We start from the raw sequence: 12,836 nt of genomic DNA, 5'->3' as shown, positions 1-12,836 counted from the left end.
TAAATTATGGATAAAAAGATTATTTACTTTATTTGTACAGGTAATTCATGCCGTAGTCAGATGGCACAAGGCTTTGCGAATGAGATTTTAGATGAAGATTGGGTAAGCTATTCAGCAGGTATAGAAGCTCATGGTGTGAATCCTAACGCTATTAAAGCTATGGATGAGGTAGGTATCGATATATCGAATCATACCTCAGACATCATCGATCCAGAGATTATTAAACAATCTGAACTCGTCGTTACATTATGTAGTGATGCAGACCAAAACTGTCCAATGATTCCAGGCAATGTACAGAAAGCACATTGGGGCTTTGATGACCCTGCTGGAAAAGACTGGTCCGAATTTCAACGCGTTCGAGATGAAATCAAAGCACGCATTCAGTCGTTTAAGGAAACAGGAAAATAATTATGTAAACAAAACTATGTTAAAATTGTAATAGTGCCTTTGAGCGTAAGGTAAAATTTTCAACTTAAGCAGACGATTTTGACGTAGTGATTAAATGCTAATAACTCGACCGGGGATAACCCGGTCTTTTAAAAGAGCATAAATATCTGAAAATTGAAAATTCTTATTGCAATATAGCGCTTCTTAGTATATAAATTAGATATAATATATTGCTTTTATAAGGAGTGGTGTGTATTGAAACGTCCTGTAATAGGTATTTCATGTAATATCAGTAAGTATTTAGATGGCCCGCTATGTGGACATAAGCGATTCTTTCTTAATGAAGATTATGTCGATGCAGTCATCAAAAATAATGGCGTTCCAATATTATTACCGATTCACGAAGACGCGTCTATCTTAAAGCAACAAGTTGAGATGCTAGATGGATTAATTATCACTGGTGGCCAAGATATTAGTCCGCTCATCTATGGCGAAGACCCTATGCCCTTACTTGGTGAGGTCAATCCTAAGAGAGACCAGTACGACCTGAAGCTACTCGATCTCGCGATTCAAAGAGAGATACCGATTTTAGGTATATGCCGTGGTATGCAGATCATCAATGTCTTTTTCGGCGGTACGATGTGGCAAGATATCTCATATAAAGATGGCGTGACGTATAAGCATTTTCAACAGGGTGAAACGACAGACTTAACGCATAAGGTGTCGATTGCTAAAGATACGAAACTCTACCAATTGCTTCAAACTGAAACGTTGATGGTTAATTCGTTCCATCATCAAACGATACATCATCTTGCTTCTCCTTTAAAAGCAACAGCAACAGCCAACGGCGGCATTATCGAAGGTTTTGAACATAAAGACTATGACTTTCTATTAGGCGTACAATGGCATCCAGAAATGTTACATCAAACTGAAGACGTCATGAATCGTTTGTTCGATTTCGTTATTCAGTCAGATAGGAAGGAATAAGTTATGAAGAAAATCGGTTATTGGTCTATTATTCTCTTAACAATTAACTCAATTATTGGAGCAGGCATATTCTTATCACCAGGCGCAGTGGTTCAAATTGCAGGTGGTAAGACACCATTCATTTACTTTTGTGCAGCACTATTTGCGGCGATATTAGCGATTACGTTTGCTTCTGCTGCGAAATACGTATCAAATGCGGGGGCAGCATATGCGTACGCTAAAGCGGCATTCGGAGATAATATTGGTTTCTATGTCGGTATTACACGTTTTATCGCTGGCTGTATCGCATGGGGAGCATTAGCAACAGGCGTAGTTAAAACCGTGTTACTGATATTTGGTTTTGATAATACGAATTTTATGCTCGTTACATTCGGTTTCATGATTTTGATGTTAGTTTTGCTCATCATTAATATTCTTGGAACGAAATTCTTTGAAGTAATGAATAATATCTCTACGTTAGGTAAACTATTAGCACTCACAACCGTGATTGTAGCAGGGTTCTTTATTGTCTTTTCAACGGGGGAATCTCACTTTAACGAGATTAATTTATTAAAGAATGATGACGGCAAACCTTTAATTGCTGAAATGAATGTGACAACGTTTGTGACGGCGCTTATCGCAGCGTTCTACGCGTTTAGCGGCTTTGAAAGTGTTGCGAGTGGTTCTGAAGATATGAAAGAGCCTGAAAAATACTTACCGCGCGCAATCCCTGTAGCAATATTAATCATCGCGTTCATATACATAAGCGTGATTACGGCGACAATGATGATTAACCCAGTTGCGATTGTTAATGCGAAAGAAATCATAACGCTAGTACCTGTTTTTGATTCACCGATCGTTAAGAACATCATTTTATATGGTGCTTTAGTATCCATGTTTGGTATTAACGTAGCCGCTTCTTTCCATACACCGCGCTTACTTGAAGCAATATCTAAACAGAAACAAATCCCTGAATTTCTAACATATCGAACGCAACAAGATTGCCCAATCTATGCCTTTTTAATTACAATTATTATAGCAATCGTTTTACCAATGGCATTTCAATACGACATGAAAAGTATTATCGTATTAAGTTCGATATCGCGATTCTTACAATTTTTATTAGTACCAATTGGCGTCATTTTATTCTATTTCGGTAAGCAAAAGGGCAGTGTTATCGCACGCGCTAAAAAGCATATCGTTACTGACGTTGTAATACCAGCATTCGCATTCCTATTATCGCTATTATTACTCATCAAATTTGATTGGGTAGGTCAGTTCACAATTGTTGAACCTAGCGGCTTATCTCACTTAAACGTTTTCGCCATCATCGCAATGATTATTGGTTATATTGGCTTACCATTATTGTTATATCTACTTCAATCAAGAAAACGAACTGTCTAAACATATATATAAGGACTGAGCACATGAAGAAAAATACTAAATTATTACATGATTATCCTGTGTTAGATGAACGAACTGGCGCGTCATCAATTCCTAAGTATCAAGCGTCTACGTTTCATCAAGGTAAACTTTATAATGAAGCACAATCTTATTCTTACACAAGGTTTGGTAATCCCACTGTAAAAGCCCTTGAAAGCGCCTATCAATCTCTAGAACAATCTCGATACGCTTTAGCTTATAGTTCAGGAATGGCCGCTATCTCAAATGTGTTGATGCTTCTATCCTCTGGTGATCATGTTATATTACCAAAGGAAGTTTACGGAGGCACTTGTGAATTTGTAACTAAAATACTGCCTCAATATAATATCGTAGCTTCCTTCATTCCATTATGTGATATCGAATTGTTGCAAAGAACCATTAAACCGAATACCAAAATGATTTTTATTGAAACACCGTCGAATCCGTTACTTAAAATTTGCGATATTCGAGAAATCGTAGCTGTCGCAAAGCAACACGATATCGTCACAGTTGCTGATAATACATTTATGACAGCATTAGGACAACAACCGCTTCAATTAGGCGTAGATATTTTCGTCGAGAGTGTTACGAAATTCATTAATGGTCATAGTGATGTTGTAGGTGGGTTAGTCGCGACCAATCATGACCACTTTCATGAAAAGCTTCGTCTCTTTCAAAAGAATTTCGGGGGTATTATGAGTATTGAAGACGCATGGTTGATATTAAGAGGTATCAAGACACTTGGTGTTCGTATGGATAAATCCATTGAAAATGCCATGCAACTTGCTTCATATTTAGAAGCACACCCTAAAGTTAATACCGTATATTATCCAGGTCTTAAATCACATAAGCACCACGATATACATGACACGCAAGCTGAAAATGGTGGGGCAGTGTTGTCATTTGAGCTAAAAGATGGCACTAAGATCAATTCATTCACAGAAGCATTAACTTTTCCAATCATTGCTGTAAGTCTTGGTGGTGTTGAAACCATCATTTCACATCCAGCAACGATGTCACACGCTTGCGTGCCGTTAGAAGAGCGACTTAATCAAGGTATCACAGATGGCTTATTACGCGTTTCGTGTGGGATTGAAGACGCAAGTGATCTTATCGAAGACTTCGAAAACGCGTTAGCAACGATTTAACTAAATAAAGGTAGTAGAACCCAAAAAAGGTCTTAAAACTCATGTAGCGAAATACTAAATAGTTTTAAGACCTTTCATTTATGCATTATGTTTCTTCTTTCTCATATACCATGTAAATAAAAGTGCGCTTAGTGCACCAAATAGTGAAATACCAGTAAACAATAATAAACGTTTAGGAAGGTAAGTTATTTTAAGATGTGTATCCTCTTGATTGACTTTAACAACACTCATAATACCATTTCCTTTTTTAACTTCGCGATTTTCACCATCGACTTTAGCTTGTAAGCCATCACGGTATGGCATTGGTAGTACAACGTAGCCGTCTTGATGCTGAGCTAACTTAACGTCGATTGCCTTATCTTTAACGCTTACTTGTGCTTTGTTAGGGCGTTTACTTACTTGTTTTAAAGTATTGTAATCTTCACCATAAATACCTTTAATGGATGCACGATACTTGCCTTTAGGTAATTTAAGGTCAATGTTTTCAGATGCCTTAACACGCATGGTAGTCGGTGAGACAAAGCGACGATATGGGTATGTTAAATGTTTACGATGTTGTGTATATTCATTTAATTTCACGTCATGTTTACCAGAAGGCGACAATCGTTCTAAATCCATTTCTACATATAAGTCTTGATATTGACGTGCTAGAGACTTAGGTAATGTTAGCTTTAAGCCACCATCATTCTGTGTGACTTTTAAATGATGATGATCGAGCCACTTGGCATCTCGAGGCTTAATTTGAGCCTGATTTAAAAGGTTTGGATTAGACTTAAACGATGTATTTGATTTCGTATCGTCTAAAATGACACCTTTAAGCATTGCTTGTTCATAATCAAGTGGTGATTTCAATTGAGACTTGTTGTAGACGCGCGACGTGAAACGGACGTCAGGAATGTCATTGTTGTTATGACTGTGTTCCCAAGTTTTATTGCGATCATGAATCGTTTGTTGCTTCTTAAAGCCATACGGTATATTGTCGTCTGGCTGTGTCTTAATTCGATCTTCAACATTCCATAGAGCATATAAGTTTGCACGATTACCTAACATGCGGTACGTACTATTACTATCTGTCGGTACATTAATTTGCATGAGATCATCATAATATTTCAAAATATCGCCATCGAAAATACTTGAATAGATTGAAATACCGTTAAAGCCGTAGACCATAGGTGAATTAGGTGAATACTCAGACATATAATCTAATCGAGATAAGCCTGATTCTTGTTTGTTCGTGATGAGGTCAATCGACTGTTGCAACGTTTCACTATGATACTTTGTAGCCGATATGCGATCTACAGAAGCGGTATACGGTTTTAAGTTCTGTGTATCATAATCGATAAGCATCATAAATTGTTGCACAATAAATAAGGTTGTGATGATGGCGATCCACATTTGATGACGTAGTAAATTGCGTTTATAAACATACAACCCACAAACAATCATGATAAGCGATGCAGAAATAAGCCAGAACATTGGTCCCCTTGAAAAACATGCAGTCAAAATGACTAAAATGATGACGGGTATACACGCCATTAAATAGCTTTTAATTTTAATCTCATTCAGGTGTTTCACCCACAGCGCAATCAGTACACTTGATGTAAATGCTAATAAATATATCCATCGTCTTTGAGGATATGAGAACCCGTTAAACATAAAGTCACTATACTGAGTAAGGGAAGCGAGTAGAAGCACCCAAGTCAGTATCGCGAACAAACGATAATAATAATATTGATACAATTTAAATGAACATAAAGCAATAATTACAATAAATGTTACCGTTATATAAAAGCCATTCGTAAATAAATGATACTTTTGCGAAAAATCGATAATTGGATAGACGGTAAAGTCATTTTGCTTACGATTATTGTTTAAAAACGCGAGCACACCTGTAAAAAATCCGAGTGCACTAAAGAGTACGCTTATACCAACAGCGATGACTGTATAGACGAACTTTTGAAGACGATTCAAGACGTCATGTCGATACGGATGTATAACGCGATATAAGAAGTAAACACCGAGTGCGATTGCTTCGTAATAACTAAAGTAAAAGTTCGTAAATAGAGTTAGGGTAATACCTAATATAAAGATACCGACTTTCTTTTCACGGAAGAGACGTTCAAGTCCTAGAATAGACAGCGGTAAATACATGAGAATGTCGCCAAAAAATGACCATGTAAAATTAAAATATAGTAATACAGTTGATGCACTAAATAAAAGTGCGCCTATAAATGTTGTGTGTTTACGACATCCAAAGTAACGCATCGTATAATGCGTAATCGCATAAGTCATCACACATTTTAAAAATGATACAAATATTTGATTTAAAGGCCAAAACCCGATGTGATGTGGGTTTAAGTGAAAGAGCCTTTCACCAAGCCAAATTAAACCAAAGTTAAGATACATAATAGGTGATGTTGAATAATAATAGGTTAAATCTTGAAATACGTCGCCGCCTAGACCAAATGAAAGGTCATATAAGCTCTTGCCTTTCGATAGTTGTTCATATAATTGCATTTGGAAAGGCATCATTTGTTTAAACCCGTCTCCTTCACCGCTATACACTAAGCCTAAGTGTAAGTAACGGTAGAGCACTGGGGCATAAACGAGTAATCCGACACCGATACCAAGTAATAGAATACTTAGTATCGACGTCTTCTTATCCTTTTTATCAAAATCTTTCAAATCTTGTCCTCTTTTCTATTCCATTCTTTACGAGATACAAAGCGATGATAGAAAACGCTTAACACAATGAATAATGTCGATATACAAATCATTAAGAAGAAATATGGTGGTTTATATGTGATTTCAATATGTTTAGCATCCTTATCAACTGGGATACCCGTCATAAAGTAGTTCACTTTCTCAATATCAACTTTCTTACCATCAACTTTCGCTTGCATACCTTTACGGTAAGGGATATTAATTACCGTCATACCTTTTTGATGATCTTTCAGCTGAATATCAATTTTGCCATTTTCTTCTTTGTATGTGTAACGTTTTTCTTTATCAGCTTGTTTTAATTTGTCATACGTTTCACCTTGAAGCCCTAATAATTTAAATTCATAGTTGCCAGTAGGCTTCATACCAACATGAATTTCACCATTCTCATCAGGTTTAACATGATATAACTGTTCATATTGACCTGTTTTATATTTAGAGTTGTTAAACATGCGCTTATTCTCATAGCCGTTTACATCGAGCGTAAAGTTACTATCAGGCTTACCACGCTTAATATAAAGCGTTACATAGAAATCTTGATACTTTTCTGCCATTGAAGGCGGTAGCTTAATTGTAGCACCACCATTATCTTTCGTAACTTCAATGTGACGGTCATCGTGACGTTTAATATCATGATAGCTGATGTCTGTTTGATCAAGTAAGTCTTTAGCCTTGTCTTTATATGGTTTGCCTTTATCATTCATGACAACACCATCAATCATCGCATGCTCACGATCAAGTGGTGTTTTAAGCGATGAAGCTTTGTAATAGTTATCCATTACTCGGACAGATGGTAACATTTCTTGGTTCTCATAGATGCGATATTGACCATCACTATGAACCTTTTTAAAGTTATCCGGTAAATTATCTTGATATTCTTTTAACATCACATATTTCGTTGAGAAAAGACTTGCTATATTCGAACGCCCACCTGTAGATTGATAGCGACTTACCGACTCTTCTTTTAAATTAATCATTAACGTGTCGTAAAATAGGTCGATAATGTCATGATGGAAGATACTCGAATATAAACTCATTCCTCTAAAGTTCTGATACATAGGTGTATTATCTTGTTCGTTTACGCGCCAATCAATACGTTCGTCATCAGCAGTTTCTTTATCCATACGATCTACGAGTTTTCGCTGAAGCGGTGTATTATATTTACTCGCATTAATATAGTACGAATTTGCCATATCTTCGTGACGTGGATGGAAGATATTATTTTCAATGAACGTATAAGATACGACATTACCTAGTATAAATATAGACGCAATATAAGGTAACAGTATCCACTTTTTATGATGTTCAGATTTCATAATTAATGTGATGAGTCCGATTAAGAACACGATTGGCACAATGTATAACCAATTTACGAAATCCTTATAGATATAAGCACTAATGTAAAGTAATAACAGCGCTGGAATAGATGTAATGGTATACACTTTCCATGAAATAGATTTAAAGTGATGTACATATAAACCAATCAAGATATTTGAACTAAATGTTAATAAATAATGCCATCTTTTTTGTGGTGCGGAAAAGCCATTAAAAATACTATCCATATGTGGAATAAATGCACAAATAATTAAGATAAATGTTAGAATTGCGAACAGTCGATAATAGAAATGTTTATATAACTTAAATGTTAAGATAGCTTGAATCGAAATAAAGATAACAACGATTAAATAATTATCGAAAAAGATATTCGTATTTCGTGAAATCGGGTCGAATTCTAAAGGTGCTTCGAATTTAACACGTTCGTTATTGATGAAACTTCGTGCACCATGGAAAAAGATAAATAAGCTAGAACCAACACCTAAAATAGAACCGATAACTAAGTAGATAAGACGTTGCGTTCGATTCACGATGTCATGTTTATATATCATAATTAGTCTAAAAATAAAGTAAATTAGACCCATTAATACTTGGTAATACGCAAAGTAAAAGTAGTTAATAAATGATAATGCGACAATAATAATGAATAGTCCAATTTTTCCTTTTTTAAGGAAACGCTCAATCGATAAAAAGAGTAGTGGTAATAAAATATAGACATCACTAAAATAAGGCCAATATACTGTAAATCTGTAATAAATCGGTGATGAAGCGAATAAAAATGCGATCAGTAAAGATGCGAATTTATTAATTCTTAAATGACGTACATATAAAAACGTAGCTGTCATGATTAAAGCACCTTTAATGATGGATGTAATTAATGCATTATTCATCCAAAACATCATTTGACTTGTATCAAAGTGGAAAAATATATTTAGAATTTTGATAACAATGAAATTCGTAATGAAAATAATATTTGTTGTAAAGTAGTAGGATAAGTCGGTGAAGAAGTCACCACCTAAGCCAAAGTCGGTCGAGTAAAAAATGTACCTTCCGACCATTTATTGTATAAGTACATCTGTATGGGAACCATTTGTTGAATCCCATCGTTAGGACCAGTAAATAAAATACCATCTTTGACGTACCTAAAAATAATATAGCTATGACCAATTAATGACATAGCTATAAATATAATTGAATACAATAACAGCTGCTTAAGTTTCTTCATACGATACCCCTCAATTTTCATTAATCTTTAAGAATAAATTTAGATAAAATATATGTGATTGGAATTGTAATGATTAATCCAGCAAATGGTGCAATTGATTCATTTAGATGTAAATAATGTACAAATATAAAAATGAGTCCAGTTTGAACGCCCATATTCACGACTTGTGTTAACGGAAAGGCGAGAAACTTTTTAAGTGTCGGTTTCACTTTGTATACAAAATAACAATTTAAATAGTATGATATGACAAAGCTTACGAGAAACCCTGTAACGTGACTCACTAAATAATGTATGTGAAAAATATGTAATAAGAGTAAATACACGATGTAGTAATTAAGTGTATTTAATCCACCAACGATTATGAATCGTATGATTTCTAAGTAATTTTTAAAATGTTGCAAAATTTTAACCTACGCTTTCAAAATAAAAGTTATGATAATTGGTCTTTTGATAGATATCAAAATTTCAATTAAAATAAATAAGTAAAGGAATGACTTGAATTTATCTTTTTACATTATGGCTCATTAGGTCTTAAATTTTCAACTCATACAAAAATGCAAATAAAGATTAAACAAACTAATGTCAATATAACATAGTGATGTTGTAAAAAGTGTGTATAATAAGTAAGGAAATTGTAAAGGTAAGAAAGGTGATAATCATGACAATACAATGGTACCCAGGGCATATGGCCAAAGCAAAACGCGAAGTATCTGAGCAACTTAAAAAAGTAGATGTTGTATTTGAACTTGTTGATGCCAGAATCCCATATAGCTCAAGAAATCCTATGATTGATGATATTATTCAGCATAAACCACGCGTAGTTATTTTAAATAAAATGGATATGTCGAATTTAAAAGAAATGGAAAAGTGGAATACATTCTTTGAGGACAAAGGTGCTTTTCCAGTAGCGGTTGATGCGAAACACGGAAAGAACTTACAAAAAGTAGAACAAGCTGCGATTGAAGCGACAAAAGAAAAGTTTGCGCGTGAGAAAGAAAAAGGACTTAGACCACGTGCTATTCGAGCGATGATCGTAGGTATTCCAAACGTAGGTAAATCAACATTAATTAACAAAATGGCGAAACGTGCGATTGCGAAGACAGGTAATACGCCAGGTGTAACAAAGCAACAACAATGGATTAAAGTTGGTAATGCCTTACAACTTTTAGATACACCAGGTATTCTATGGCCTAAATTCGAAGACCAAACAATTGGTAAGAAACTAAGCATCACAGGTGCGATTAAAGATAGCATTGTTCATTTAGACGATGTAGCGATATACGGTCTTAACTTCTTAATTGAACACGATAAAGAGACACTTCTGAACCATTTTAATATTGAAGTGGACGAAGATGCAGGCGTACTCGAGTGGTTTGATGCAATTGGACGTCGTCGTGGTATGCTTCAAAAGGGTAATGAAGTTGATTATGAAGCGGTTATCGATGCGATTATTTATAATATCAGAAATGGTAAAGTAGGTAATTATTGCTTTGATATCTATAAAGAAATGGTTGAGGCACCGTAATTCATGTCTCAATTAACGATTAAAGCGATCAAGGCACAATTACAGGATATACATTCAATTGAGGTCATAAAACGCCAGGGCTTTTACAATGATGAACGTAAGGGTGTGCAACAAGCGATTAAGCGTAGAATCTCTTCACTTGAAAAGGCCCAAGCGCTTCAAGATAAGTATGAAGCAATGACACATTATGAAAATGAGATATTAAAGAAGCAACCAGAAGCATTAATCTGTGGCATCGATGAAGTAGGACGTGGACCGCTTGCTGGTCCAGTTGTAGCATCAGCAGTGATACTTGAAGCGGGGCATCAATATATTGGTATCGATGATTCTAAAAAGCTTTCTTTAAAAAAGCGCTTAGAGTTAAACGAAGCGATTCACAACCAAGCTAAGTCAGTAGGTATTGGCGTTGCGACAGTTGAAGAGATTGATCAACTCAATATTTACGTGGCAACGCAACTAGCGATGAAACGTGCGATCGAAGGATTAAACGTTCAACCGACGTATTTACTAGTTGACGCGATGGAACTTCCTATAGATATCCCTCAAACTTCAATTGTAAAAGGGGATGCTAAAAGTGTTTCCATAGCAGCAGCCAGTGTCGTTGCAAAAACATATCGAGACAATTATATGGTAGCGCTTGCTTCGAAATATCCAGGCTATGCCTTTGAGAAAAACGTAGGCTACGGAACAAAAGCGCATTTAGAAGGACTTGATAAGCTAGGGGTTACGCCTGAACATCGAAAGACGTTTGAACCGATTAAAAGTATGATCAATCGATTATTTTAGCTGGCGATCACCCAAATAGTTCAATTTGGTATAAAAAGATTGAAAAAAACAGAATATAAGGTATATTTATGTGTAAAATACTAATATCAACTTAAAGAGGTGCATCTTATGACTGATTACATCACGATTCCTTGTTTAAAAGTTGCCATGCATATCACCTTAATAGACGAGGTGATTGTATGACTAAAGAACTCGTAGAAATTTACGCGAAGCCGGCAGCATTTAGTGATAGTTTTACGGTAGGTTATCAAATTTATGATAATAATGAGTACGCGGTGCTTGAAACAATATCTGAGTTAGGTACTTTCGACAGTTATCAAATTAGATCAAAGCAAGAGATAAAATCGTATCGATCTCAAACGCCGTACCTTAAATTGTACGAAGAAATCATTCAATTTAATAAATCTAATCGTACCTACGACGTTTACAACCTTTCAGAATTACGCCCTGTTGTAGATAACTTTAAAGAAGCATGTTCTTACATTCAGGAACATCAACTTATAGCAACTTTCGTAGCAATAAATGAAGAAAATTTACTTCATGCAAAGGTCATCGATGTTAAAGATGAAAGTGTCGATGTCGAATTGTTCGACCTAGAAAGATCTTGTTTCGACGCTCAAGTTAACATTGAATACGAAGCTCTCGTTGGTATCGATATCATTAGTGCGTACACACATATGCTTAACCAAGTTTCACATAGTTAGTTCATGCGTATAAGGTAATAAGGCCACACACTCATCCCAAATTAGGTTGAGGTGTGGCTTTTAAATTAGAGCGAGTTGAGAGAAATATTTAGTCATCAGTGCGGTGAATTGAATCATGCTGCGTAAACCCATTCGGATAGCGTTTCTTAAGCTTAGCAATATTCATCTTCGCAATATCCTCCATAGATAAATCAAGCGCTTCAGCACAATATGCAATGTACCACATGATATCACCGAGTTCCTTTGCGATAGCATCACGAACTAAAGGGTGACCGTGAAAGTGGTGCTTCTTAATCATATCAGCGACCTCGCCAGCTTCACCCGTTAAGCCTAAACCACTATTAAGCAACTGCTCACTTTGCGTACTTGTCTCATCCATCGTACGTCGTGCCTCGTTATGATAATCTTGGAAATTCATGACATGTCACTCCTTTTTGATAATAATACCCTAATAAAATTTAGCATAAATTGGCTCAAGTCATCTATTAGAAAGGGCGTATATTATCTGAAAAGCTCAGTAAGCGACGACTATTTTTGTGATATATTTCACAAAAATGCGATAAATATACTTTAATAAAGGGATTTTACACCGGTTTTGCAGAATGTAATGAATATTA

The 12,836-nt window shown here is 35.5% G+C and carries 10 protein-coding genes and 1 pseudogene; 7 read left to right on the top strand and 4 right to left on the bottom strand.

All coding sequences use genetic code 11. From position 1 onward, the window contains the following. The first annotated feature begins 6 nt into the window (after window positions 1-6). The 4 genes from arsC (at window position 7) to A33S_RS0103580 (ending at window position 3,923) form a co-directional block, all read left to right on the top strand. Window positions 7-408 carry an arsenate reductase (thioredoxin) gene (gene arsC, locus A33S_RS0103595; protein WP_009381703.1) on the top strand — a complete coding sequence of 134 codons (402 nt, stop codon included), beginning with the start codon at window positions 7-9 and terminating at the stop codon, window positions 406-408. A 234-nt stretch (window positions 409-642) separates the two neighbouring features. Continuing rightward, complete coding sequence (locus tag A33S_RS0103590; protein ID WP_009381704.1) at window positions 643-1,374, top strand: gamma-glutamyl-gamma-aminobutyrate hydrolase family protein; 732 nt, start codon at window positions 643-645, stop codon at window positions 1,372-1,374. Window positions 1,375-1,377: 3 nt separating this feature from the next. Next, entirely contained in the window at window positions 1,378-2,757 is a 1,380-nt protein-coding gene (locus A33S_RS0103585; protein ID WP_009381705.1) for an APC family permease, read from the top strand. Between the two features lie 23 nt (window positions 2,758-2,780). Then, window positions 2,781-3,923, top strand: coding sequence for a trans-sulfuration enzyme family protein (locus A33S_RS0103580; protein ID WP_009381706.1), 1,143 nt, complete (start codon window positions 2,781-2,783; stop codon window positions 3,921-3,923). Window positions 3,924-4,001: 78 nt separating this feature from the next. On the opposite strand, the gene A33S_RS0103575 is transcribed toward A33S_RS0103580, so the two are convergent. The 3 genes and pseudogenes from A33S_RS0103575 to A33S_RS0103565 all read right to left on the bottom strand — a co-directional run bounded on the left by A33S_RS0103575 (window position 4,002) and on the right by A33S_RS0103565 (window position 9,605). Then, window positions 4,002-6,608: a YfhO family protein gene (locus A33S_RS0103575; protein WP_017176565.1), complete on the bottom strand. Its 2,607-nt coding sequence runs from the start codon at window positions 6,606-6,608 to the stop codon at window positions 4,002-4,004. After that, window positions 6,605-9,204 (bottom strand): annotated as a pseudogene (locus A33S_RS11565) (YfhO family protein). Before A33S_RS11565 ends, A33S_RS0103575 begins: the two are co-directional and overlap by 4 nt. 20 nt (window positions 9,205-9,224) lie before the next feature. Next, window positions 9,225-9,605, bottom strand: a complete 381-nt coding sequence (locus A33S_RS0103565; protein WP_009381708.1) for a GtrA family protein — start codon at window positions 9,603-9,605, stop codon at window positions 9,225-9,227. A 257-nt stretch (window positions 9,606-9,862) separates the two neighbouring features. Here A33S_RS0103565 and ylqF point away from each other — a divergent pair, with 257 nt between their 5' ends. The 3 genes from ylqF to A33S_RS0103550 all read left to right on the top strand — a co-directional run bounded on the left by ylqF (window position 9,863) and on the right by A33S_RS0103550 (window position 12,219). Continuing rightward, a complete protein-coding gene (ylqF, locus tag A33S_RS0103560; protein WP_017176564.1) occupies window positions 9,863-10,729 on the top strand; it encodes a ribosome biogenesis GTPase YlqF in 867 nt (288 codons plus the stop codon). 3 nt (window positions 10,730-10,732) lie between these two features. Next, window positions 10,733-11,515, top strand: a complete 783-nt coding sequence (locus tag A33S_RS0103555) for a ribonuclease HII (RefSeq protein ID WP_009381710.1) — start codon at window positions 10,733-10,735, stop codon at window positions 11,513-11,515. Window positions 11,516-11,694: 179 nt separating this feature from the next. Beyond that, complete coding sequence (locus tag A33S_RS0103550; RefSeq protein WP_009381711.1) at window positions 11,695-12,219, top strand: hypothetical protein; 525 nt, start codon at window positions 11,695-11,697, stop codon at window positions 12,217-12,219. Window positions 12,220-12,307: 88 nt separating this feature from the next. Here A33S_RS0103550 and A33S_RS0103545 read toward each other — a convergent pair whose 3' ends face one another. Beyond that, window positions 12,308-12,637 (bottom strand): nucleoside triphosphate pyrophosphohydrolase family protein, encoded by a 330-nt coding sequence (locus A33S_RS0103545; protein ID WP_009381712.1) that lies wholly within the window; start codon window positions 12,635-12,637, stop codon window positions 12,308-12,310. Between the last annotated feature and the right edge of the window lie 199 nt (window positions 12,638-12,836).

The sequence above is a fragment of the Staphylococcus massiliensis CCUG 55927 genome, assembly GCF_000298075.1.
Classification (GTDB): Bacteria; Bacillota; Bacilli; order Staphylococcales; family Staphylococcaceae; genus Staphylococcus; species Staphylococcus massiliensis.
The sequence above is the reverse complement of the archived record's forward strand: the minus strand, read 5'-3'. Positions and strand labels throughout refer to the sequence as shown.

What these genes read in the sequence shown, in the direction of transcription:
- arsC (WP_009381703.1), top strand. Translation starts at nt 7, where the DNA reads ATGGATAAAAAGATTATTTACTTTATTTGTACAGGTAATTCATGCCGT.
- A33S_RS0103585 (WP_009381705.1), top strand. Translation starts at nt 1,378, where the DNA reads ATGAAGAAAATCGGTTATTGGTCTATTATTCTCTTAACAATTAACTCA.
- A33S_RS0103545 (WP_009381712.1), bottom strand. Translation starts at nt 12,637, where the DNA reads ATGAATTTCCAAGATTATCATAACGAGGCACGACGTACGATGGATGAG.
- A33S_RS0103550 (WP_009381711.1), top strand. Translation starts at nt 11,695, where the DNA reads ATGACTAAAGAACTCGTAGAAATTTACGCGAAGCCGGCAGCATTTAGT.
- ylqF (WP_017176564.1), top strand. Translation starts at nt 9,863, where the DNA reads ATGACAATACAATGGTACCCAGGGCATATGGCCAAAGCAAAACGCGAA.
- A33S_RS0103555 (WP_009381710.1), top strand. Translation starts at nt 10,733, where the DNA reads ATGTCTCAATTAACGATTAAAGCGATCAAGGCACAATTACAGGATATA.
- A33S_RS0103580 (WP_009381706.1), top strand. Translation starts at nt 2,781, where the DNA reads ATGAAGAAAAATACTAAATTATTACATGATTATCCTGTGTTAGATGAA.